Source organism: Streptomyces sp. NPDC059256 (assembly GCF_042753785.1).
Taxonomy (GTDB): Bacteria; Actinomycetota; Actinomycetes; order Streptomycetales; family Streptomycetaceae; genus Streptomyces.
In genome coordinates this window covers 663,933-686,533 of the sequence record NZ_JBHYZO010000002.1, presented here as the reverse complement: position 1 = coordinate 686,533, position 22,601 = coordinate 663,933, and the positions used below count along the sequence as shown (strand labels likewise).

At 67.4% G+C, this 22,601-nt stretch carries 24 protein-coding genes and 1 tRNA gene; 10 read left to right on the top strand and 15 right to left on the bottom strand.

Annotated features, from left to right (window positions below):
* Window positions 1-64 precede the first annotated feature (64 nt).
* The gene (locus tag ACFXJL_RS07475; protein WP_329021573.1) at window positions 65-1,048 is read left to right on the top strand and encodes a helix-turn-helix transcriptional regulator; all 984 of its coding nucleotides are present in this window, start codon (window positions 65-67) and stop codon (window positions 1,046-1,048) included.
* A 1,040-nt stretch (window positions 1,049-2,088) separates the two neighbouring features.
* On the opposite strand, the gene ACFXJL_RS07470 is transcribed toward ACFXJL_RS07475, so the two are convergent.
* Genes ACFXJL_RS07470 through dnaK form a run of 4 tightly spaced genes read right to left on the bottom strand, consistent with a single transcriptional unit; the run spans window position 2,089 to window position 6,333 of the window.
* Complete coding sequence (locus ACFXJL_RS07470; protein ID WP_329021572.1) at window positions 2,089-2,541, bottom strand: heat shock protein transcriptional repressor HspR; 453 nt, start codon at window positions 2,539-2,541, stop codon at window positions 2,089-2,091.
* 1 nt (window position 2,542) lies between these two features.
* Window positions 2,543-3,736: a molecular chaperone DnaJ gene (gene dnaJ / locus ACFXJL_RS07465; protein ID WP_358876713.1), complete on the bottom strand. Its 1,194-nt coding sequence runs from the start codon at window positions 3,734-3,736 to the stop codon at window positions 2,543-2,545.
* Between the two features lie 39 nt (window positions 3,737-3,775).
* Window positions 3,776-4,480: a nucleotide exchange factor GrpE gene (grpE, locus tag ACFXJL_RS07460; protein ID WP_358876714.1), complete on the bottom strand. Its 705-nt coding sequence runs from the start codon at window positions 4,478-4,480 to the stop codon at window positions 3,776-3,778.
* Complete coding sequence (dnaK, locus tag ACFXJL_RS07455; RefSeq protein WP_384690121.1) at window positions 4,477-6,333, bottom strand: molecular chaperone DnaK; 1,857 nt, start codon at window positions 6,331-6,333, stop codon at window positions 4,477-4,479. Before dnaK ends, grpE begins: the two co-directional genes overlap by 4 nt.
* A gap of 353 nt (window positions 6,334-6,686) precedes the next feature.
* Here dnaK and ACFXJL_RS07450 point away from each other — a divergent pair, with 353 nt between their 5' ends.
* The 4 genes from ACFXJL_RS07450 (at window position 6,687) to ACFXJL_RS07435 (ending at window position 12,297) form a co-directional block, all read left to right on the top strand.
* A complete protein-coding gene (locus ACFXJL_RS07450) occupies window positions 6,687-7,253 on the top strand; it encodes a sugar transferase (protein ID WP_384690118.1) in 567 nt (188 codons plus the stop codon).
* A 172-nt stretch (window positions 7,254-7,425) separates the two neighbouring features.
* On the top strand, window positions 7,426-9,717 hold the full coding sequence (locus ACFXJL_RS07445) for a heterodisulfide reductase-related iron-sulfur binding cluster (protein WP_384690115.1): 2,292 nt from the start codon (window positions 7,426-7,428) through the stop codon (window positions 9,715-9,717).
* 476 nt (window positions 9,718-10,193) lie between these two features.
* A complete protein-coding gene (locus tag ACFXJL_RS07440) occupies window positions 10,194-11,267 on the top strand; it encodes an FG-GAP repeat domain-containing protein (RefSeq protein WP_384690346.1) in 1,074 nt (357 codons plus the stop codon).
* A 64-nt stretch (window positions 11,268-11,331) separates the two neighbouring features.
* On the top strand, window positions 11,332-12,297 hold the full coding sequence (locus tag ACFXJL_RS07435) for a Yip1 family protein (protein ID WP_384690112.1): 966 nt from the start codon (window positions 11,332-11,334) through the stop codon (window positions 12,295-12,297).
* A 180-nt stretch (window positions 12,298-12,477) separates the two neighbouring features.
* Here the strand turns inward: ACFXJL_RS07435 and ACFXJL_RS07430 are convergent, their stop codons facing one another.
* Both ACFXJL_RS07430 and dcd read right to left on the bottom strand, forming a co-directional pair.
* Window positions 12,478-12,975: a phosphoribosyltransferase gene (locus tag ACFXJL_RS07430; protein ID WP_329021562.1), complete on the bottom strand. Its 498-nt coding sequence runs from the start codon at window positions 12,973-12,975 to the stop codon at window positions 12,478-12,480.
* Window positions 12,976-12,978: 3 nt separating this feature from the next.
* Window positions 12,979-13,554, bottom strand: coding sequence for a dCTP deaminase (gene dcd / locus ACFXJL_RS07425; protein WP_358876721.1), 576 nt, complete (start codon window positions 13,552-13,554; stop codon window positions 12,979-12,981).
* Between the two features lie 469 nt (window positions 13,555-14,023).
* On the opposite strand from dcd, the gene ACFXJL_RS07420 reads away from it, so the two are divergent.
* Window positions 14,024-14,097: transfer RNA gene (locus tag ACFXJL_RS07420), tRNA-Gly, on the top strand.
* Window positions 14,098-14,148: 51 nt separating this feature from the next.
* Here the strand turns inward: ACFXJL_RS07420 and ACFXJL_RS07415 are convergent.
* The 9 genes from ACFXJL_RS07415 to ACFXJL_RS07375 form a co-directional block, all read right to left on the bottom strand.
* A complete protein-coding gene (locus tag ACFXJL_RS07415) occupies window positions 14,149-15,306 on the bottom strand; it encodes a tyrosine-type recombinase/integrase (protein WP_384690109.1) in 1,158 nt (385 codons plus the stop codon).
* A complete protein-coding gene (locus ACFXJL_RS07410) occupies window positions 15,306-15,521 on the bottom strand; it encodes an excisionase family DNA-binding protein (protein WP_384690106.1) in 216 nt (71 codons plus the stop codon). Before ACFXJL_RS07410 ends, ACFXJL_RS07415 begins: the two co-directional genes overlap by 1 nt.
* Window positions 15,514-16,794 (bottom strand): replication initiator, encoded by a 1,281-nt coding sequence (locus tag ACFXJL_RS07405; protein ID WP_384690343.1) that lies wholly within the window; start codon window positions 16,792-16,794, stop codon window positions 15,514-15,516. Before ACFXJL_RS07405 ends, ACFXJL_RS07410 begins: the two co-directional genes overlap by 8 nt.
* A gap of 160 nt (window positions 16,795-16,954) precedes the next feature.
* Window positions 16,955-17,152: a hypothetical protein gene (locus tag ACFXJL_RS07400; RefSeq protein ID WP_329020331.1), complete on the bottom strand. Its 198-nt coding sequence runs from the start codon at window positions 17,150-17,152 to the stop codon at window positions 16,955-16,957.
* Between the two features lie 15 nt (window positions 17,153-17,167).
* The gene (locus ACFXJL_RS07395) at window positions 17,168-17,356 is read right to left on the bottom strand and encodes a mobile element transfer protein (RefSeq protein WP_384690103.1); all 189 of its coding nucleotides are present in this window, start codon (window positions 17,354-17,356) and stop codon (window positions 17,168-17,170) included.
* Window positions 17,357-17,370: 14 nt separating this feature from the next.
* Window positions 17,371-17,952, bottom strand: a complete 582-nt coding sequence (locus ACFXJL_RS07390; protein WP_384690100.1) for a DUF2637 domain-containing protein — start codon at window positions 17,950-17,952, stop codon at window positions 17,371-17,373.
* Window positions 17,953-18,011: 59 nt separating this feature from the next.
* On the bottom strand, window positions 18,012-19,388 hold the full coding sequence (locus ACFXJL_RS07385) for an FtsK/SpoIIIE domain-containing protein (protein WP_384690341.1): 1,377 nt from the start codon (window positions 19,386-19,388) through the stop codon (window positions 18,012-18,014).
* Window position 19,389: 1 nt separating this feature from the next.
* Window positions 19,390-19,737: a hypothetical protein gene (locus ACFXJL_RS07380; protein ID WP_384690098.1), complete on the bottom strand. Its 348-nt coding sequence runs from the start codon at window positions 19,735-19,737 to the stop codon at window positions 19,390-19,392.
* 199 nt (window positions 19,738-19,936) lie between these two features.
* The gene (locus ACFXJL_RS07375; RefSeq protein WP_384690095.1) at window positions 19,937-20,725 is read right to left on the bottom strand and encodes a GntR family transcriptional regulator; all 789 of its coding nucleotides are present in this window, start codon (window positions 20,723-20,725) and stop codon (window positions 19,937-19,939) included.
* Between the two features lie 117 nt (window positions 20,726-20,842).
* Between ACFXJL_RS07375 and ACFXJL_RS07370 the strand changes: the two genes are divergently transcribed.
* From ACFXJL_RS07370 to ACFXJL_RS07355, 4 genes are read left to right on the top strand one after another with little or no spacing between them, the layout of a single operon-like run.
* On the top strand, window positions 20,843-21,250 hold the full coding sequence (locus tag ACFXJL_RS07370) for an NUDIX hydrolase (RefSeq protein ID WP_384636808.1): 408 nt from the start codon (window positions 20,843-20,845) through the stop codon (window positions 21,248-21,250).
* A 46-nt stretch (window positions 21,251-21,296) separates the two neighbouring features.
* Window positions 21,297-21,722, top strand: coding sequence for an ATP-binding protein (locus ACFXJL_RS07365; protein ID WP_384690092.1), 426 nt, complete (start codon window positions 21,297-21,299; stop codon window positions 21,720-21,722).
* On the top strand, window positions 21,716-22,048 hold the full coding sequence (locus ACFXJL_RS07360) for a hypothetical protein (RefSeq protein WP_384690089.1): 333 nt from the start codon (window positions 21,716-21,718) through the stop codon (window positions 22,046-22,048). Before ACFXJL_RS07365 ends, ACFXJL_RS07360 begins: the two co-directional genes overlap by 7 nt.
* Window positions 22,045-22,428 (top strand): hypothetical protein, encoded by a 384-nt coding sequence (locus ACFXJL_RS07355; protein ID WP_384690087.1) that lies wholly within the window; start codon window positions 22,045-22,047, stop codon window positions 22,426-22,428. Before ACFXJL_RS07360 ends, ACFXJL_RS07355 begins: the two co-directional genes overlap by 4 nt.
* Window positions 22,429-22,601: the final 173 nt, after the last annotated feature.

Below are 22,601 nucleotides of genomic sequence, written 5' to 3'. Positions count from 1 at the left end.
GAACGCTTGCACCAGCGACGGCAGGCATCATGTTCCTGAATTGCAGGAGCCTGAGGGGGTGCATATGACGTCGAATGGGGGCGAATCCGGACACCCTCACACAGACGGTGAGCTGTGCGAGGTGGGGAAACGTCTGTACATCACCGCTCTGCGCACCGGGAGAATCGCCCGGTCAGAAGCGGAACCCGCACCTTGTCTCTTTGACCTCGCCCTGCTGCACCCTGATCCCGACGACGCCCAATGGCTGCGTCCGGTCCCACCAACGACCGCGCTGACACAGCTGATACACCCCATTGAGCGTGAGATCCAAGAGCGGCGACGACGAACGGTCGCTCTGACCGACGCACTTGAGCCATTCATGGCCTTCACCGCTCAGAATTCCACCGTGCCGCAAGGGATAACCGTCCTTGAGGGCCTCAACCGCATCAACACGACCCTCGACCAGGTCACTGCGGACTGCACGGAGGAGCTGCTGACGGTGCAGCCCGGGAGCGGTCGACAGCCGCACATCCTGGAGAAGGCGTTGCGCAGGGTGGAGCCCCTGATCGAGCGGGGAGTACGGATGCGCACGCTCTACCAGCACACCGCGCGCCACCACCCCGCCACGCTCGCCTACATGGAGAAGGTCGGGCCGTCGGGCGTGGAGGTGCGCACGCTGGAGGAGATAATCGACCGGCTGATCATCGTGGACCGCAAGGTGGCGTTCATCCCGGCGAGCAGCGATCGGCTCTCGGCACTTGAGCTGCGACACAAGGGCATCGTGGAGTACCTGGTCGGGGTGTTCGAGCAGTTCTGGCTGCACGGACTGCCGTGGGAGGAGCCCGTGTCCTACGGTCCCGACCTGGACGGCATCACCGGCGTCCAGCGCTCCATCGCCAAGCTCCTGGTGGAGGGCCACGTGGACGAGGCCATCGCCCGCCGCCTGGGGATGAACGTGCGGACCTGCCGGGCCCACATCGCCAAACTCGGGTCGTCGCTCGGGAGCGGCAGCCGTACCCAACTCGGCTTCTTGATCGCCCAATCGGGGATTCTGGATCACGATTCCTGATGAATGTCCGATATATGGGCGCGTAAGAGGAGGACAAGGTCTTCATAGTTCGACCTGAAACCATCGCTCCCCGGCTCAAGAATGACGGGCGCGGCGGATGAGTCGACGGGCACCGGTCGAGCGCTTCTCGCGACATCGCGAGGGGCGCTCGGCGGAGTGCCGGAGGAGCGCGGCAAACATCAGCGGACGGGGGCCGGACGGAGGGGACGGAAGGGACGGATCGCGCGAAGCCGGCGCCGGCCGAGCCGAAGGAGCCACGGCGGGTCATCCGTCGCACCGCCCGAGCGCCGTGCCGGTGGGCATACGGCCGCAGACCGGCCCCTTGGGGCAGCCAACGGCTCCTATGGGCACGGAGGTTGCATCCGGGGGCTTAGGCGCCCTTCTGAGGGCCTATCGGGCAGGACTGCCACCAGGGGGCGCCCCAAAGCGGGCAAGGCCGGTGGAACCCGCAGGGAAGCCCTCCACGGGGTCTTCTCTCCCCGGGCCCTCCTACTCTCCGCGAACAACGAGCCCCGAAGGGTCGGCCGGCGTGGGGCCCGCTCGCTGCCACCCTCAGTGACGTAAGCCGCCCCCAAGGCCGTTCTCCACCGGGCGGACGGCCCCGTGCGTGACCCGTGGGTGACCCGCGCGGAACAACCGCCGATGAGAGGTCGAGGGGCTGGGCGGTCGGGGCGTCGGTGGAGGTGGAGGTGGTGGAGGTGGCGCACCCGCTCGTGCGCTCCGTACGAAGCTCCGTTGGCCTCGCGCACCCACGGACGGTCCGTACAACCCGTACCCCGCACAACGAGCGAGGCACCGGCCGCCGACCCCACGCGCCCGCCCACGCACCCGACGTTCGATGCCCGCCCCCGACGCCATCTATTCGCCAACGCAAAAGCCCGGCCCCGGGGGCGAACCCCTCAAGGAACCGGGCGAAAGCGGCCACGACTGATGGACGGCAAAGGCAACGCGGGCCGTGCATGACCCTCGCCTAGGGGCAAGGAGGGCGCCAAAACGCCATACCCGCGCCCGCGCCCGTACCCGTACCCGCACCCGAGGGGCTAGTCGACCCGCTTGGGTCGCCACACCACCAGGGCGCTCGCCTGCTGGACGTCCTGATACGGCACCAGGTCGCGCCGGTACGAAGCATGGACCTGGGCCTCGCGCTGCTGCATCGCCGCAGCAGCGCCCTCGACCGCGGCGGACAGCTCCGCCACTCGGGACTGGAGCGCCGCGACCTGGTTCTCCAGCTCGATGATGCGCTTGATCCCGGCCAGGTTGATGCCCTCGTCCTGCGACAGCTGCTGGACGGTGCGCAGGAGTTGGATGTCACGGGCGGAGTAACGACGGCCCCGCCCGGCCGTGCGGTCGGGCGAGACCAGACCCAGCCGGTCGTACTGCCGCAGGGTCTGCGGATGTAGACCGGAGAGCTGGGCTGCAACGGAGATCACGTATACGGGTGACTCGTCGGTCAGTTGATACGGGTTACGACTGCGTCCGGCCCGGCCGTCCATCTCATGCTCCCTTCGCGGCCTGGAACAGCTCGGCCCGCGGGTCCTCGTCCACGGTGGCTTCGCGGTAGGCCGTCAGCGCTTCCTTCGCCTTGTCGCTCAGCTCCTCGGGAACCGCGACCTCGACGGTGACCAGCAGGTCCCCGCGGGTGCCGTCCTTGCGGACCGCTCCCTTGCCGCGTGCTCGCATGGTCCGCCCGTTGGGTGTCCCCGCGGGCAGTTTCAGGGTGACCGGGGGGCCGCCCAGCGTGGGCACCTTCACCTCGCCGCCGAGCACCGCCTCCGGGTAGGTGACGGGCACGGTGACCGTGAGGTTGTCGCCCTTGCGGCCGAAGACCGGGTGGTCGCCGACGTGCACCACGACATAGAGGTCTCCCGCGGGACCGCCCCGCTCTCCGGGTGCGCCCTTGCCGCGCAGCCGGATGCGCTGCCCGTCCGAGACGCCCGGGGGAATCCTGACCTGCATGGTGCGCGAGGAGCGGGCCCGCCCGCTGCCCTTGCAGACCTCGCAGGGGTCCTGGGCGATCAGCCCGCGACCCTTGCAGTCCACGCACGGGTCGGTCAGCGAGAAGGACCCGCTGCCGCCGCGTGAGACCTGCCCGGTGCCGACACAGGTCGGGCACACCCTGGGCGAGCCGTTCTTGTCGCCGGTGCCCGCACACGCCGCACAGGCGGCGGAGCTGGACATCCGCAGCGGAACCGTGGCCCCGTCGACCGCCTCGGTGAAGCTCAGCGTGACCTCGGACTCGATGTCCTGGCCGCGGCGCGGCTGGACCCGGGTGCCCGGGCCGCCCGCACCGCGGTTGAACAGACCGCCGAAGACATCTCCCAGCCCGCCGCCGAAGCCACCGGCTCCACCGGCCCCGGGCTGGGGTCCGCCCTGGGCGCCCCCGAAGAGGTCACCCAGGTCGAAGTTGAACGAGCCGCCGGCAGCGCCGGGCCCGGGTCGGAAGCCACCGTTGCCGAAGAGGGCGCGCGCCTCGTCGTACTCCTTGCGCCGCTTGGGGTCGCCGAGGATGTCATTGGCCTCGGAGATCTCCTTGAAGCGCTCCTCCGCCTTGACGTCGCCCTTGTTGGCGTCCGGGTGGAACTCGCGGGCGAGCTTGCGGTACGCCTTCTTGATCTCGGCTTCGGTGGCGTCCTTGGGGACGCCGAGAACCTTGTAGTAGTCCTTCTCGACGAAGTCCTTCGTGCTCATCGACGTCCCTCCTTCCGAACCGTCACTGCTGTCAACGCGTCAGCCCTCGTCCGGGCCACCGCTCTCCTCGTCGTTCGCCGCCTCGTCCTTGCCGCCGGCCGCTCCCGGCTGGGGCTCGGCCACCGCGACCCGAGCGGGCCTGATGGTCCGCTCGCCGATGCGATACCCCGGCTGGAGCACCGCGACGCATGTGGTCTCGGTGACGTCCGGCGCGTAGCTGTGCATCAGCGCCTCGTGGATCGTCGGGTCGAAGGGCTCGCCCTCCTTGCCGAACTGCTGGAGTCCCATCTTGGCGACCGAGGTCTCCAGGGACTCGGCGACGGACTTGAAGCCGCCCACCAACTCCCCGTGCTCCCGGGCACGCCCGATGTCGTCCAGGACCGGAAGCAGTTCGGTCAGCAAGGACGCCGTGGCGATCTCCTTGACCGTGATCCGATCCCGATCCACCCGACGGCGGTAGTTCTGGTACTCGGCCTGGACCCGCTGGAGGTCGCCCGTGCGCTCGGTGAGCGCGGTGCGTGCCTGGTCCAGCTGCGCGGTCAGGGCCGTGACCTTGGCTGCGTCCCCCGCCGGGGCCGACGCACCCGCCTTGTCGGCGGGGACGTCGGTCCCGGTGGTGTCGTCGGACGCGGCGCCATCTGCCTCGGTGCCGGCGGAATTCGCCTCGCTCGGGTCGTTCACTTCGTGCTCGTCGTGCGCGTCGTGCTCACCGTGCTTGTCGAATCCCGGAGTCTCCTCCGTCACGCGGCACCACCCTTGGTGTCCTTGTCGTCGTCGATGATCTCGGCGTCGACGACGTCGTCCGCGCTGTCCGCGGGCGCGCCCGCAGCGTCACCCTGGCCACCGCCGGCGGCCTGCTGCGCCTGGGCGTCGGCGTACATGGCCTGACCCAGCTTCTGCGAGACGGCCGCGACCTTCTCGGTGGCGGTGCGGATCTCCGCGACGTCCTCACCCTTGAGCTTTTCCTTCAGCTCGGTGATCGAGGTCTCCACCTCGGTCTTCACATCGGCGGGGACCTTGTCCTCGTTGTCCTTGAGGAACTTCTCGGTCTGGTAGACCAGCTGCTCGCCCTGGTTCCGCGTCTCGGCGGCCTCGCGGCGGCGGTGGTCCTCCTCCTGGTACTGCTCGGCCTCCTGGCGCATCCGGTCGACCTCGTCCTTCGGCAGCGAGGAGCCACCGGTGACGGTCATCTTCTGCTCCTTGCCCGTGCCCAGGTCCTTCGCGGTCACGTGCATGATGCCGTTGGCGTCGATGTCGAAGGAGACCTCGATCTGCGGGACGCCACGCGGGGCCGGCGGCAGACCGGTCAGCTCGAACATCCCGAGCTTCTTGTTGTACGCCGCGATCTCGCGCTCGCCCTGGTAGACCTGGATCTGCACGGACGGCTGGTTGTCCTCGGCCGTGGTGAAGATCTCGGAGCGCTTCGTCGGAATCGTGGTGTTCCGCTCGATGAGCTTGGTCATGATGCCGCCCTTGGTCTCAATGCCGAGGGACAGCGGGGTCACGTCGAGGAGCAGGACGTCCTTGACCTCGCCCCTGAGGACACCGGCCTGGAGCGAGGCGCCGATGGCGACGACCTCGTCCGGGTTCACACCCTTGTTGGCTTCCTTGCCGCCGGTCAGCTCCTTGACGAGCTCGGCGACGGCGGGCATCCGGGTGGAACCACCGACGAGCACCACGTGGTCGATCTCGGACAGGGCGATGCCCGCGTCCTTGATGACGTTGTGGAACGGGGTCTTGCAGCGGTCCAGCAGATCAGCGGTCAGCTGCTGGAACTGGGCGCGCGTGAGCTTCTCGTCCAGGTGCAGCGGGCCTTCGGCGGACGCGGTGATGTACGGGAGGTTGATCGACGTCTCCGTGGAGGAGGACAGCTCGATCTTCGCCTTCTCCGCCGCCTCGCGCAGACGCTGGATGGCCATCTTGTCCTTGGCCAGGTCCACGCCGTGGCCGTTGGCGAACTGCTTCACCAGGTAGTCGACGACACGCTGGTCCCAGTCGTCACCACCGAGGTGGTTGTCACCGTTGGTGGCCTTCACCTCGACCACGCCGTCGCCGATCTCCAGCAGCGAGACGTCGAAGGTGCCGCCACCGAGGTCGAAGACGAGGATGGTCTGGTCGTCCTTGTCGAGGCCGTACGCCAGGGCTGCGGCGGTCGGCTCGTTGACGATGCGCAGGACGTTGAGGCCCGCGATCTCACCGGCCTCCTTGGTGGCCTGACGCTCGGAGTCGTTGAAGTACGCGGGAACGGTGATCACCGCGTCGGAGACCTTGTCGCCCAGGTACGCCTCGGCGTCACGCTTGAGCTTCTGCAGGATGAAGGCGCTCATCTGCTGCGGGTTGAACGTCTTGCCGTCGATCTCGATCTTCCAGTCAGTGCCCATGTGGCGCTTGACCGATCGAATGGTCCTGTCGACGTTGGTGACCGCCTGACGCTTGGCGACCTCGCCGACCAGCACCTCACCGTTCTTCGCAAAGGCGACGACGGACGGCGTGGTCCTGGCACCCTCGGCGTTGGTGATGACGGTGGGCTCGCCGCCCTCCAGAACGCTGACGACGGAGTTAGTCGTGCCCAGGTCGATGCCGACCGCACGTGCCATGTCAATTCCTCCAGCTGACTACTTGAGTGGATCTGGCTCAAGGATGCACGAACCCTGCGAACGAGTCAACAGACCTGAGTCCACCCCACTCAACTTTTATCCAGCGCTTATGTGCAGCTTCCCTCTCCCGGCCTTCATAGGCGTGGCGCAGCAACCCCTCCCGCACCATCTGCAAGAGTCATGCCCGCAATATCCATAAATGATCCGATAGTGGCGACCGGACGGCCACAGCTCATGGACGGCCACAGCTCATGGACGGACCGGCAGACGGGCCGTGCAGCTTCAAGGACGGACCGGCGGTAAGGCCCGGGCAGCCCAGACAGGGGCCCACCGAACGAGGGGAAAGGCACGCCATGCCCGACCGACAGACGGTGGCACCCGCGAAGCGGGCCCTCGACCTCGTCGGCGCCCTCACCCTGCTCACCCTTCTGTCCCCACTACTGCTCTCCGTCGGCGCGACCGTTCGGGTGAGCCGCCCGGGACCCGCCCTCGTTCGCAGACGGCGGCTGGGCCTTGGAGGCACACCGTTCGACATGCTGGCCTTCCAGGCATCGCCGTCGACACCGCTCGGACGGAGGTTGCGCCACCACTTCCTCGACCAGCTCCCCCAACTGGTCAATGTGGTCCGCGGCGAGATGTCCCTGGTGGGCCCGCGCCCCCTCCCCCCGCAGAAGGCGGCGACCTGCCCGGATCGCGCCCGAATGGCCGTACGTCCGGGAATCACCGGCCTCTGGCAGATCAGCGGGCGTTCGGGGCTGCCCTGGGAGGAGATGGCGATCCTCGATCTGCACTACGCGCAGGAATGCTGGCTGGGTCTGGACCTGATGATCCTGCTGCGGACCGTGCCCGCCTGCGTACGCGGTCGAGGCCCGCGCATCGCCCCCGACCACCGGGAACACGGTCGGGCAAGGCTTGCCTGAGCGACACAGATCACCGACCCGGTAACTACAGTGCGACGGCAGAACTGGGTACGCTCAGCACGAATCGAATAAGTTACCGCTTAGTAGTATGCGGGTACCTGTCCCGTGGGCCGCCCCTTCGCGGTCGTCCCGCTGGACCTTTCCCGACCTCGCAGGCCCGAGGAGTCCCGAAATGCAACTCGCCGCGATCATCGTGTCGCTGGTCCTGACCGTGGTTGGCGTTGCGCTCATCGCCCGAGCCGTCGCGCAGATCTACCACTTCGTCAAACTCGGCCAGCCCGTGCCCGCAGGCAGCCGCACCGACAACCCCCGAGGGCGCACGATCACCCTGGCCAAGGAGTTCCTGGGGCACACCCGGATGAACCGGTGGGGCATCGTGGGCTTCGCCCACTGGTTCGTCGCGATCGGCTTCCTCACCCTGCCGCCGACACTGGCCCAGGCGTACGGCCAACTCTTCCAGGCCGATTGGATGCTTCCCGTCATCGGCGGCTTCGTGCCGTTCGAGATGTACATCGAGTTCATCGGTCTGATGACCGTCGTCGGCATCCTGACGCTGATGGCGATCCGGTTGCTCAACCTCCCCTCGCGCGCCGGCCGCAAGTCCCGCTTCACCGGCTCCAAGGCGTGGCAGGCGTACTTCGTCGAGTACGTCATCCTCATCATCGGCCTCGCCATCCTGGTCCTGCGGGGACTCGAAGGCGCGATCCACCACGTGGACGGCTACGAGGCCGCGTACTTCGTCTCGTACCCCCTCGTCCTCGCGTTCGACGGGTTGAGCGTCCCCACGCTCCAGACGCTGATCTACTTCACCGCAATGATCAAGATCGGGACCTCGCTGATCTGGATGATCACGGTCTCGCTCAACACCAACATGGGCGTCGCCTGGCACCGCTTCCTCGGCTTCCCCAACATCTGGTTCAAGCGCAACGCCACCGGCGCCTCCGCGCTCGGCCCGCTCCAGCCGATGGTGTCGCACGGCAAGGAGATCGACTTCGAGACGGTCTTCGACGACGAGGAGGGCGCGGAAGAGGCCGTGTTCGGCGTCTCCCAGGTCGAGCACTTCTCCTGGAAGGGCATCCTCGACTTCTCCACGTGCACCGAGTGCGGTCGCTGCCAGTCCCAGTGCCCCGCGTGGAACACCGGCAAGCCGCTCTCCCCCAAGCTGCTGATCATGTCCCTGCGCGACCACGCGCACGCCAAGGCCCCCTATCTGCTGGCCGGCGGCGGCAAGACCATGGAGGGCGAGGAGAAGGCATCCGCCGAGGCCCTCAAGGACGTACCGGCCGCTGCACTCGCGGAGGCCGAACGCCCCCTGATCGGCACCCTCGAAGAGAACGGCGTGATCGACCCGGACGTGCTGTGGTCCTGCACCACCTGCGGTGCCTGCGTCGAACAGTGCCCGGTGGACATCGAGCACATCGACCACATCGTCGACATGCGCCGCTACCAGGTGATGATCGAGTCCGCGTTCCCCTCCGAGGCGGGCACGATGCTCAAGAACCTGGAGAAGAAGGGCAACCCCTGGGGTCTGGCGAAGAAGCAGCGCGTCGAATGGACCAAGGAGGTCGACTTCGAGGTGCCGATCGTCGGCCAGGACATCGAGGACCTCACCGAAGTCGAGTACCTCTACTGGGTCGGCTGCGCCGGCGCCCTGGAGGACCGCGCCAAGAAGACCACCAAGGCGTTCGCCGAACTGCTGCACATGGCGGGCGTCAAGTTCGCGATCATGGGCGGCGAGGAGAAGTGCACCGGCGACTCACCGCGCCGCCTCGGCAACGAGCCGCTGTTCCAGCAGCTCGGCCAGGAGAACGTCGCGATGCTGAACATGGCCTTCGGCGAGGATGACGAGGACGAGTCGACGCGCAAGCCCAAGTCGGCGAAGAAGATCGTCGCCACCTGTCCGCACTGCTTCAACACCATCGCCAACGAGTACCCGCAGCTGGGCGGCGAGTTCGAGGTCGTCCACCACACCCAGTTGCTCCAGCACCTCATCGACGAGGGCAAGCTGCTGCCCATCACCCCGGTCGACGGGCTGATCACCTACCACGACCCGTGCTATCTCGGCCGGCACAACAAGGTCTACACCCCGCCGCGGGAGATCATGTCCGCCGTCCCCGGCCTGCGCCAGCAGGAGATGCACCGCCACAAGGAACGCGGCTTCTGCTGCGGTGCAGGTGGCGCGCGGATGTGGATGGAGGAGCGCATCGGCAAGCGCATCAACAACGACCGCGTGGACGAGGCCCTCTCCCTCAACCCGGACATCGTCTCCACCGCCTGCCCCTTCTGCCTGGTCATGCTGAGCGACTCCATCAACGGCAAGAAGAACAGCGGCGAGGCCAAGGAGAACCTCCAGATCGTGGATGTGGCACAGCTGCTCCTCGACTCGGTGAAGGCTCCCCCGTCCGACCCACCGGCAGCCCCGAAGGCACCGACGGACGCACCGGAACCGGAGCCGGTGCAGTAAGGCCACGGCCTGATCGCCGTTGGCTCCAGCTGTTGCCATCCGCTGTCGAGTTCCGCTGGTGTGGAGCGGCCGGCACTGCCTCAGGGCGGTGCCGGCCGCTCCTCATCTGCCCCGGCACCGATGGGGAGCCGCGGCACCCCGGCTCCCACCCCGGCTCCCACCCCGGCGAACCATGACGGCGCCACCCTTCCTGGCATTCAGAACAAAGACCACCTCACTCAATAAAACCCGCAATGACCCCACTTCACCCGTAGTGGATCCCCTCCACCCAGAACGACAGCCGCCCACGCGTCCATGGACTCCCGGCTGTACGGACGTTCGCACGACGGAGCATCATGGGGCGGCGAAACGGAGATGGGACGGATGTCGTGGCAACAGGTGCAGGAGCTGGGTGGACCGGGGTGCGTACGAGGGAAGGGCGGTCGGCCGGTGCGTTGATCCACTACCGTCCCGCCCCCACAGCACGGGCGAAAGCGATGGTCCGGGCCGTCGCCCCAGCCCTCTGCCTCACGCTTCTGGTGGGCTGCTCGGCCACCGACGACCCCGATCAGTCGGCCAAGAACGGCGACGCACCACCGACCGCGAGCCGGACGCCCGCCCCCCAACTACCGATCCCCCAGGGCAAGGGCAGCAAGCTCCCCGACGACTTCAACGGCGACGGCCACCGCGACCTCGTCCTGAATGACCTGGTCAAGGACGAGCAGGACAGCCACGGAGACGATGCGGGCATCGGCATCGTCTACGGCACCGAAGGGCCGCGCGCCCTCGATCCGGCCGTGAACCGTCTACTCACCGTGCGGGAGAACGCAGCGCCCATCGAAGGCGTGCTCCCCGCGGCCTTCGACGCCGAGGTCTCCTGCGACCTCGACGGGGACGGCTTCGCGGACCTCGTGGTCGCCACCGACCCCCCGTACAACGGAGTCGGCCGCCCGCCCGTACCGCTGCAACTGCTCTTCGGCTCCCCGGACGGCATCGGCGGCAAGGCCGTGGTCCTGCGCATCCCGGACCGGGCGCGGTACGGCGACGAGTGGCCCGACAACCCGATCTGCGGCGATTTCGACGGTGACGGCAGCGCGGACCTCGCGGTCACCGCATCGGCCGGCCGCATCAGCTATCTGCGCGGCCCCTTCACCAGGGCCGGGGCCCCCAAGGCCGCACCCGCACCGATCCCCGACGGTGGCGCCGCGCTCGCCGCACCGGCCGGCGACGCCGACGTCAACGACGACGGCTACGACGATCTGGTGATCACCCAACGCCCCCCGCAGGTGGGCCAGGCATTCACCGGCACCCTGCTCCTCGGCGGCCTCCGCGGCCCTGCCGAAGCGGGCGGCCCCTACCGTACGAAGGCACTCAAGCCCCCGGCCGCGCCCGCGCCGGCGGGCGGGGAGACGGACTTCCTGCGGTACGCCGACTTCGACGGGGACAAACGCCGCGATGTGGTGGTCCGTACACATCAGAAAGAGCGGACGGACGTGGTCGCGCTGTACGGAACGCGAAGGAAGGCCACGGAGCCGCTCGTGAGTTTCAGCACCGCGATCTTCCTCCGCTGAGGCCCACGGAGGCCCACGGGCACCCCGGGGACCTGGGGCAGGCCCCCCAGGGTTCCCCTAAGGGATGTCACAGGTCGGCCGCAAAGGGTGCGCTCACCACTGTGCGCCGGTACTCCGCACGGATCGAACGGGTACGTTCAAAGGCGTGGCTGGATTCAGGATCGGACGCGGCCGGGACAACCGCACGCAGCAGCAGCAACCTCGACAGGCACCACCACCCCACCAGGGTGGCGGCGGCCAGCCGCCGTATGCGCGGCAGCCACAGCAGCCGCCGCAGTGGCCCCAGGGCGCAGGCCCACAGGGCCGTCAACCGCAGTACGGCGAGCCGGAGTACTTCGGTGACCCGCACCACGGCGGTCAGCACGGTGGGCCCCCTCAGCACGACCCGTACGCGAACAGCGCGGGTCACACCCGGGCGTTCAGCATCGACGACCCCTACGGCGACGGAGCGACCTACCAGGCCGGCAACGCGCCCGCGCCCCCAGCGGGTCCCCGGCTGCACTGGAAGCAGTTGCTGAGCGGGATCGTGCTGCGCCCCAAGGCGACGTTCTGGCAGATGCGGGACTACGCAGTATGGGGTCCGGCGCTGGTCGTGACCTTCGTGTACGGCCTGCTCGCCATCTTCGGCTTCGACAAGGCCCGCGAAGAGACGATCAACGCGACGCTCTCATCGGCGGTCCCGTACGTGCTGACCACGGGTGTCGCGTTGGTGATCGCCGGCTTCATCCTGGGCGCGGTCACCCATACGCTCGCCCGCCAGCTCGGCGGCACCGGAGCCTGGCAGCCGACCGTCGGACTCTCCATGTTGATCATGTCGATCACCGATGCGCCGCGACTGCTGTTCGCCCTCTTCCTGGGCGGCGAGAACTCCCTGGTCCAACTACTGGGCTGGGCGACCTGGTTGGGCGCGGGCGCCCTCTTCACCCTGATGGTGAGCAGGTCGCACGACCTGCCCTGGCCGAAGGCACTGGGCGCGGCTTCGATCCAGCTCATCGCACTGCTGTCGATCATCAAGCTGGGAACCCTCTGATCCCTCGAAGAACCGCTGAAAGGGCCCGTCCGATTCGCCGGACGGGCCCTTTCGCATTCGCTGTCCCTGGTGAATCCCGCTCAGGCCCCACCGCCCTCAACCGTTGGGCTCCACCGCCCTCAACTGTTGGGCTTCACTGCCCTCAGCCGTTGGGGCGGCGGCCCTCAGCAGGACCGACACTCATGAATCGAGAACCTGCCCCTGTCTGCGAACGACGGGCTTCTCCACGCTCCAGGGGAAATTGATCCAGTCGTCCGTACGCTTCCACACGTACTCACACTTCACGAGCGAGTGCGACTTCTCGTAAATCACGGCGGAGCGAACCTCCGCGACATGGTCGACACAGAAATCGTGAACGAGCTTCAGCGTCTTACCGGTGTCCGCGACATCGTCGGCGATCAGAACCTTCTTGTCCGAGAAGTCGATCGCGTTCGGCACGGGAGCGAGCATCACGGGCATTTCCAGAGTGGTCCCCACTCCGGTGTAGAACTCAATGTTGACCAGATGGATGTTCTTGCAATCGAGCGCGTAGGCCAGCCCACCCGCGACGAACACACCACCCCGCGCAATGGAGAGCACGATGTCGGGCTCGTAGCCGTCATCCGCGATGGTCTGCGCCAGCTCCCGAACCGCGCCGCCGAACTTCTCGTACGTCAGATTCTCCCGCACGTCACCCACGGCTCACACCTGCGTCCGGTGGAAGTTCTGGAACGAACGGGACGCCGTCGGCCCCCGCTGTCCCTGGTAGCGGGAGCCATAGCGCTCACTGCCGTACGGGAACTCGGCGGGAGAACTCAACCGGAACATGCAGAGCTGCCCGATCTTCATCCCGGGCCAGAGCTTGATGGGCAGCGTCGCCAAATTCGAGAGTTCCAGGGTCACATGCCCGGAGAATCCCGGATCGATGAAGCCCGCGGTGGAATGGGTAACCAATCCCAACCGACCGAGAGAACTCTTCCCCTCCAAACGAGAGGCGAGGTCATCGGGCAGCGAAATGACCTCATAGGTCGATGCGAGCACGAATTCACCGGGGTGGAGGATGAACGCCTCGTCCCCCTCCGGCTCGACGGTACGCGTGAGGTCGATCTGCTCGACAGCAGGGTCGATGTGGGGGTAGCGGTGATTCTCGAACACCCGGAAGTAGCGGTCGAGCCGCACATCGATGCTGGAGGGCTGCACCATAGATTTGTCGTAGGGATCGATACGCACACGACCTGCGTCGATCTCGGCCCGGATGTCCTTGTCTGAGAGAAGCACCCCCCGAGGATACGCAGAGCGCGCGGACCCGCCCCACTCGGACGACTCCGCGCGCCTACCCTCATGGCCACCTACCGCTTGGCGGCGGACTCCACCGGCACGACACTCCGCAGCCGCGCACACCGCGGACACCGCACAAGCCGCCCGGGCCCGATCCGCGCAGCACCGAGCTGCTGCATCGGAAACGAGGCGGTGGCAAAGACATGCCCTTCGGCACAGCGGACGACGGTGCGCTCCATCAAGTCCATCGAGTCCCTTCCCCAGAGAATGCGGACGAACGACCACATTAGGGGATCAACCACCCGACACCACGACCGGCACTCCGAGCCGCCACGGTACGCCCCAACTCCCTTGCCCCGCATCCCGATCACCCCCACCGAACCACAAAAGACCCACCGGCTTCACACGCCGGGGGCCGGGAATGGGGTAGAGTGAGCGGCGTTGCGACTGCGAGTGAGCAGTCGATTGCGCGGGTGTAGTTTAATGGTAGAACATGAGCTTCCCAAGCTCAGAGCGCGAGTTCGATTCTCGTCACCCGCTCCACGAAGAAGGCCCAGGTCAGAGACCGGGGCCTTTCTTGTTGTCTAGACCACTTCAGGGGTCGCGCACCAGATTCGCACCAGAAGGCCGGTCACGGCTCTTCTGTCGAGCCGTCCGCACCAGACGATCGAGCCCGCCAGCGACCTCCTGCTGACGCTCAAGATCCGAGTGCTGATAGATCAGCGCGGCCTTCTCCGACGACTGCCCGGCCCGCACCATCGTGTCCTTGAGGGTCGCGCCGGAGCGGGTCGCGAGAGTGTGGCCGGTGTGACGAAGATCGTAGAAACGGAAGTCTCCCGGCAGACCGACCGTCGTACGAGCCCTACGCCACTTACGCCCGAAGGTGGACCGCCGGAACGGCTTGCCCCGCTCCCCCACGAAGAGCAGCCCGTCCGGACCCTTCTCCGCGTACCAGTCAAGGTGTCGCCGGAGGTCAGTCCGCAGAAAGGCCGGCAGGGCGACGAGCCGCTTACCAGCGTCTGACTTGGTATCGCCAAGAGCACGACGACCGGTCGCCAACTCGGGCGCTGCCATGCGCACCCGGATGGTCATCACATCGAGGTCGACGTCTTTGCATCGCAGCTCGGCCAGTTCCTCCGGGCGCATCGGACCGTACGCGCCGAGATACACCATCAGTCGCCAGCGAGGCCCGAGGGCGTCAGCGAGCGCGTCGACCTGGTCCACGGTGGCGATCTGCCGTTCGGCGGACGACTCCTTGCCCGCCCCCTTGATCCGGCAGGGGTTGCGGCGGATCAGCTCATCGTCCGTAGCCGTCTCCATGATGGCCTTGAGTAGCCGGTACGACTTGGCCACTGTCGTCTCGCCCGTCGCCTTCCGCCGTTCAGCCCGCCAGCTGCGAACGCGAGGAGCGGTGATCTCATCAAGGTCCAGGTCAGCGAAGGCAGGCAGGATGTGCAGCCGCAGGAGTCGGCGGTACAACTCCTCCGTGGTGGGCGACAGCCCGCGTTCGGCAACCCAGTCCAGCGCGTAAGCCTTGAAGTTGATCGCACCCGCATCGGGGTCACGCCAGTCTCCGCGCGTCAGGTCTGCCTCAACCTGAGAGAGCCAGATCTCTGCGGCCGAACTGGTCGCGAAAGTCTCCGGTGCGCGATGCTCCTGCCCGCTCTTGTCGAGATAGCTCGCAGTCCACCGGCCAGAACGGTACTGACGCACAGACCCGAAACGGCGACGACTCCCCTTCTTGTTTCCCATCAGGCAGCCCTCCCGTACCGCTTCGACCGGCGGCGGACGAGCGGCTGAACCGTGTTGGCATCGATGTACGCGGTCAGCACTCGCTCGGAGATGCGCACATGCCGCCCGACCTTGACGAAGGTGATCCGTCGTTCGGCGACCAGGCGACGGGGAAAGCGTTCGGTCGTGCCGAGGCGTTCGGCGACCTGGGCGACGCTGAGGAAGCGCTCAGCCATGGGTTTGTTCTCCTTCCGTGCCGGGGGTGGGGGTGAGGGTGGAGGTTAGCCATTCCTCGATCGCGTTGAGGCCGGTTCCGGCGTAGGCCCAGTGGGCGAGGACGTAGGTCGTTTCCTCGGACTGGCCTTCCGGGATTGCTTGCAGGCGTCGCCATTCGGCGCGGGCATGGCGGAGGGTGCCCAGGGTGGTGGAGTAGTGGCGGGTTTTGGTGGAGAAGTGGCCGCGGAAGCCGAGCATGTGGGCCCAGGCCCGGAGGCGTAGCTCCGCCAGGTCTTTGCGTGTACCGAGGGTCCAGCAGGTGCGGATCATGCGGCGTGCGTGATCGGTCAGGTCGAGTTGGGCAAGCTCGGCGACGAACCGCAACGGGCGGTCGAGGGTGCCCGTCGCGGTCTCGGCGCCCTTGGTCGCGTACTTGGCGATGTAGGCGGCGACCGCCCGATCAGTCAGCTCACTGCCACCCGTGAAGTCGCTGCCGCGGATGGTACGGACGTCGAGTTGCCGACCGAACGCGAACCGGTGAGCACGTCCATCGACAACCGGCCCGGAGACTCGGGCAGCACGGGCAGCGGCCTGGATCGCGTCGGTGAGGAGTTCGGCAGTAGCCCAAGCCGGGGGTGGAGTGGTGTCGCCGTCCGGGCCGTCGAGGCGGATCACGGCATGGAAGTGCACAGCCCCGCGACGCTGATACTCGGCAACCTTGGCGAACGAAACTCGGGCCACATGCCGGAAGTCCCGTTGAGTGAGTCCGGCCCGCTTGGCGATCTCACGGCGCAGGTAGATCGAGAACCGCCGCCACAACATCCCCGCATGAGCGTTCCACAGCACCGCGGCTTCGTAGTCGTAGGTGGACGGGTTGAGCGGTGTGCCGAGGGCGGGATCGTCGGCCGGATGGTTGGTGCCGCACCGGCAGGACGGTCGGCCGTTGGGCCGGTTGTGGACTGGGCCGAAGCCGGGTGCGGTGAACGTGGCGAACACCCGAGGATGCGAGGAGACCTGCTCCGGAGTGCCCTTACCGCCCCGTAGACCGGCGGTGATCAGCTGGAAGGTGTCACGCCGATACACCTCAGCACAGGCCGTACAACGAGTGGCTCGCCGGTTGTTGCACCGCACCAGCAGACTCCCCGCCGGTAGATCCGAAGAGTTCAGGCGATGCAACACCGCACCGATCTCCCCCGACGAGGTATCGAGTCGGTGTTCCGTGCGGTGGCCGTCGAGGCGGATCGGGTGGAGGCAGCCGCCCAGGCCGCGAAGCTGACGAGCCAGAGCGGGCAGAGTGCCGAAGGTAGCGAGTGCGCCCAGTTCCTTGAGTGGGACCGCGGTGGTTCCGGTAGTAATGGTGCTTCTCCTTGTTCTGACGTGTGTGTCGGGCGAAGGGGAAGGCCCGCCGGGACGGCGGATGCTTGGCGGTATCGGTGCCGTCCCGGTGGGCCGCTCAGCGGCGGTCGGTGCCATTCACGATGTCGACACCGGTCCGGGTGCCGGAGTCGATGGCGGGGGCGAGCACGGTTTCGCTGAGGTAGAAGCCGAACAGCGCGATGACGACCACGATCCAGAGGCGGACGCCGAGGAACTTGATCGCGCCCCAGGCGATGACGCCCAGGATCAGGACGAGCGGCAGGGAGACGTTCACGGTCGGGACCTCCTGTCAGCGAATGGCACAGCGGTGAGTTCGGGCGGCCAGCTCAGCGGCGGAGCGGGATGCGTAGTCGGCGGAGAATCCGCAGCGGGGAGCCGTACAGGCTGCGGTGTGTCGTTCGCGGCCCCGGTGGTCGTACGAGGTACCGACGTGCACGGGTCCGATACGGGCCAGGTCACGGAAGCGTTTGGGCGTCATGGATGCGTGGCCTTTCAGGTGAGTTGGGTGGCGATCCGGTCCGCGAGCGCTTGCGGGACGCCGAGGCGGGCGCGGAGGGTTGCGCCGTCGATGGGTTGGCCGGTCCGGTCCTGGTGGGCGGTGGCCACCTTCCGGGCGTGATCCAGCAGGGCAGCGGGGACAGCGTCGGGGCTTGGCTGCACATCGGGTTCCGGACCGGGCTCAGGCTCCGATTCCGCAATGGGTTGAGCAGTTTTCGGTTGGTGAGCGAGGAGAGTCCCGCCGAGGAAGGCGACCGCAGGCCACCCGGCAACGAGGATGCGGAGCCAGTCCGGCACATCGCTGAGGTCCAGGAGTCCCGCGGTGGCGATGTTGGCGCCGAGGGAGGCCGCCAGCGCGGTGAGGAACCAGCACCACCCGGAGGCGGCAGAGTGCCCCGAACGCAGCCGACGCCAGGCCGCCACAAGCAGGAGGTCGACCGAGATCGGATAGGCCCACGCCTTCCAGCCGCCCTGTCCCGCGGCTTCAGCCAGGTCGTGCAGATGGGCGAAGGACAGTGCACCAGCGATCACGGCTTGGATCAGTACGGCGTCGATCTTGGCCAGGTGATGACGCATGGCGGAGCCCTCCAATCGGATTTGGGCATGGCGGGGGTAGGGAGTTGGCGCATGGGTGGTCAGTGGGTGACGGGGTGCGGCTTGCTCAGCGGCATCGGAGGTTGCCCGGGAATCCACGGCATGACAGGCCGGAAGCGGCTCAGCGCAGGTAGGTTCGGTGCCAGGGCGGCTGTATCGCGGCAGACGGCGGCAGCGTCCTGAAGTGCGAGGTACGGAGTACGAATGCGGGTCCAGCCACCGGAGGTGTCTCCCGCGACAGCGAGCCCAGGGCGTTCAGGGGCGATGGAGCAGGCCGCCATGACGGCCTCAGGAGCGATGTCGCCCAGGGCCATCTTGGCCGAGGCTTCATCATTGACGCGGTGGCAGACTCGGCCGGTCAGCTGGGCCCGGAGCATGGTCGCGCCCTTGCCGAGTTCGGCGCCGAAGCGCTGCCCGCAGACTTCGAGATAGATGCCGGCCGCACGGCCGAGCTGGGCGAGCCTGATCAGCTGGGTGACCATCTCGTCCCGCCGTTCCTCGTCCTTCTTGGTAGCCGTCAGGAAGAGTTCCGCCACCTCATCGACGAACAGCACGATCGGCACCGGTCGTTCATACTCGGCCAGGCCCCAGATATCCGACGCGGCGCACTCCCCCGTCACGCCGGAGCTGGACCCTTGCCGAGCTTTGATCAGGTCGTACCGGTCTTCCATTTCCTGGACGAGTACGGGCAGGAGTTCGGCGGCCTGGTCCGGGTCGGTGGCCAGGGCGGAGAGCCGGGGAGCGAAGGGAGCCAGTTCGACGCCCCGCTTGCAGTCGATGCCGACGAGGGCGATCGGCTGAGTGGCAAGTCCGGCGATCAGGTTCCGCAGGTACATCGACTTGCCCGACAGGGTCGCGCCGAGGGTGAGTTGGTGGGGAATGGTCAGGTAGTCCCGTACGAAGGGAAGGGAGTCCTCCCGCAGGGCGACCGGTACGCACAGCGGCTTCATCGCCACGGCCTTGGGCATTCGGACGTTCCGCAGGAGGTCGAAGCCCACCAGGCGCAGTTCGACCACACCGGGCTTGACGGGGGCGACGTGCACCGCGTGGACGCCCCACGCGTGCCGAAGCCGCTCCGTCGAGGCGGCGAAGTCCGCAGGTTCCTGGCCAGGTGCGAGCCGGACGCGGAACCGCATTCCGGTCGTGGTCGGTCTGATTAGTCCGCGCCGAGGTGGCACCGGCCGGACCTCTCGCCGGGTTGCCGCGGTGACGACCAGGACCCGCAGCCGGGACGGAGCGACCGCCAGGCCGCAGGAGTCCATGACCGACCCGTACGAGATGAGGACCCGGACGACTGATAGCGGCAGGCCCACAACCAACCAGTACAGGGCCGGATAACGGGCCTTGGCCCAGACCGCCCCACCGCCGAGTGCGACGACGAGGCAGCCCAGAAGGGCGAGCGTCGGCGGACCGGGCATCTCAGACACCGGCACCGACCGTCGCACCGGCGGTCAGCGCGGCGGCTCGGTAGGCGATGCCGTGCCGTGCCTGGCCGTTGAACACGGACTCCCATGGCCGGGCGATCAGGCCGGGCAGCGAGACGAGGCCGCCCAGGGTCAGCCCCTGTGTGATGCCACTTTCGGGAATGGTGACGTGGACCAGGGCGGACTCGCCTTCGTCGATGTAGACGACGCCGACCTTCATCAACGCCTCACCGGTCTCGGCATCCTTGGCGATCTCACCGGTCTGCCGGTCGCGGACCTTGGGCTCAGGAATCTCGGTCAGCAGGATCGTCGCGGTGGAGGTGTCAACACGGATGGAACGCACGGGATGTCTCCTCAGGGGACTATCTCAATGCATCTAGTCGTCTAGACAAGATGCATCGGGATGCAGGGTTCAGCAGGAACGAGGCCCAGAGTGCCATACCTCTTGACCACTCGTCTATACGAGTTGGCGTTTTCGTGTGTACGAGTTCGCCGCGATCGATTCCCCGAGGGTCCGTCAGCATCCCGTGCGCACAGGCCGGTTAAGTGGCGGGCAGCTGGTAGTTCAGTACGTACGCATCCGCCGCCATGACCGTGTCGCAGACCTCCACCGCCCGTCCCTTGGTGTCGAAGGCGGTACGGACGAGATGGAAGACAGGCACACCGGCAGCGAGCCGCAGCGTCCTGACCTCCTGCGGCGAGGGCATCCGGGCCTTGATCTCTTCCTCGAAGTGGTCGAGGGTGTGGCCGAGTTCTTCCAGCCGGGCGTAGATGCCGCCAGGCCCCGGGTTGGGTTGGGCGATCGGGGTGTCGCGGGCGAGGTCGAGCGGCAGATACGAGACGGCGAACTCAACCGGCCGTCCGTCGAGCAGATAGCGACGGCGCCGAGCCAGGACCTTGCGGGGAGCTCCCAGCCGAGCCGAGATATCAGGGGTCGGACGCTCCTCTTTCACTTCCAGGTTGTCCACTTCAGGGTGACTGCCAGCCGCATCGGCCTCCACGATGAAGGCGGACTTCCCCTGTTCCCGGTGACGGCGGGCGAATCGGTCCGAGGCGAGACGGCGAACCGGCGGCCGAGGCCGGACGAAGACGCCCTTGCCGTGTTCGGACGAGACCAGGCCCTCACTCTGGAGGATGGAAAGCGCGTTGCGGACCGTCATCCGGGAGACGCTGAAATGCTCCACCAATTCGGACTCCGAGGGCAGCTTGGCCCCCTCGGCGAATCGCCCCTTGTCGATGGCTTCCCGCAGCTGATCGGCGATCTGCCGGAAGACGGCTCGGTCGCTGGTGGGGTCCAGTGAGCCGAGCAGGCCGGACGCTAGAGCGGACATGTGCACTCCTTTGGATATCTAGACAAGAGGCTGAGTGCTGTTGCTACGGTGAGCAGCCTAGCCAGCCCGCCGGGACGAGGAACGCCGAACGTGACTGCTGCCGAACGCCCCCACTCCGTGAGCGTCGCCGGGGTGATCGTGGACGACCACGGTCGCGCCCTGCTGATCAAGCGACGCGACAACGGGCACTGGGAGCCGCCCGGCGGAGTGGTCGAAGCCGGGGAGACCCTGCCCGAGGCGCTTCAGCGGGAGGTGCTGGAAGAGACCGGCATCAAGATCGAGCTTCCCGCGACCCTGACCGGCATCTACAAGAACATGACGGGTCTGATCGTCTCGCTCGTCTTCCGCTGCCGCGCCATCGAGGGCCAGCCGACCACCGGTGACGAGACCAGGGCCTTGCGTTGGGTCACCCGCGACGAGGCGGCCGAACTGGCCGACGAGGCGTACGCGATCCGAGTCCAAGACGCACTCGACACCATGACCCCGCCTGCCGTTCGAGCCCACGACGGCGTGCGACTCATCTAGTACAAACCATCGGTCCATAGCCGCCCACCAGCATAAAGGAACTTGTATGCACGAGTATATGAGTGAAATCCGAGTCTGGGGCCTCACTTGTCCAGGATTCCGGGAGGAGGTGAGCCGGGCCAGGCGCTGGACCCGCGACATCCTCAACGGCCACCCGAGCACGGAAGACGTCGCAGTGATCGTCACGGAGCTCAGCGCCAACGCACTCCGGCACACGGCCAGCGGCGAGAAGAACGGCGCCTTCCACATCACACTCGCGCTCGCCGAGCACGCCGTCTTCGTATCAGTGGCCGACGCGGGGAGCAGTAGCACCGTCCCGATGGTGACGTGCGCCGATGACATGGCGGTCAGCGGCCGAGGGCTCGACATGGTCACCACGCTCGCCGACAGAGTCGCCATCCACAGCACCGGCCACGGCCACACCGTCACCGCGGAACTCCGAACGGACCAGCCGGAGGGCCACCCATGGTGACGCCCGTATCAGCCTTACCAAGCCGCCCCACCTATTGGTGCGAGGCAACCGCCCAACCCACGACCGGTGGCAACACCTGCTGGCTCGGCTCCTATATGGCCCGCAGCCCCCGCCTGGCCTTGCGGTGGTTCACCCGCCGGGTCCGCGATGTCACTGACCAGCTCGATCCCCACTACGCCGCCCCCGGCCGCCACTGGCTCACCGACCACACCGAGCACGAGCGCGCCCGAACTTCCCTGGCCGAAGGCGAGATGTACACCCTCACCCTCCACGACGACACCGCACGGTACGTACTCTCCGCCCGCCCCACAGGAACGACCCGATGACCGCGCGACTCGTCACCCCCGGCTTCTGGTCCGAATGCCAGACCCACACCACTACCGCCATGACACCCGTACTGGTCGGCTCACTCGAAACCGACAGTGCAGTGGAGGCCGTCCGCTGGATCAGAACCGCGGTACGCACGATCGTCCCGGCACTGGACCCAGAGCCGTTCCAACAGGTACTCGACTGGCTCACGCTGGAGTACCGCAACACCGTCTTGACCCTCAACTCTGGCCAACCGATTGCCTTCACGGTCACCCAGGCCACCACCACGATCCAATGGACCGCCAGACCAGTGCACTTCCTCCACCTGGCCCACCGCCAGACCGGCAACCTCCCAGCCTGCACAGACCAGTACACCGAGCATCCATGGACTCAGTGAGTAACAACTTTCTCTACGGTTTCAAGGCGCCTCGCTCCGCTCGCCGCGCGCGGCCCCGGCTCCAGCCGGGCCCGCCGCTCCTGTCTCCGCCCCGCTCCGGTCCCGGCCCCGCCGGGCCGCGCCGAGGGTGGTGGGTGAACCCCGTTGTGGCTGGGGCGGTCGGTTCCGCGGCT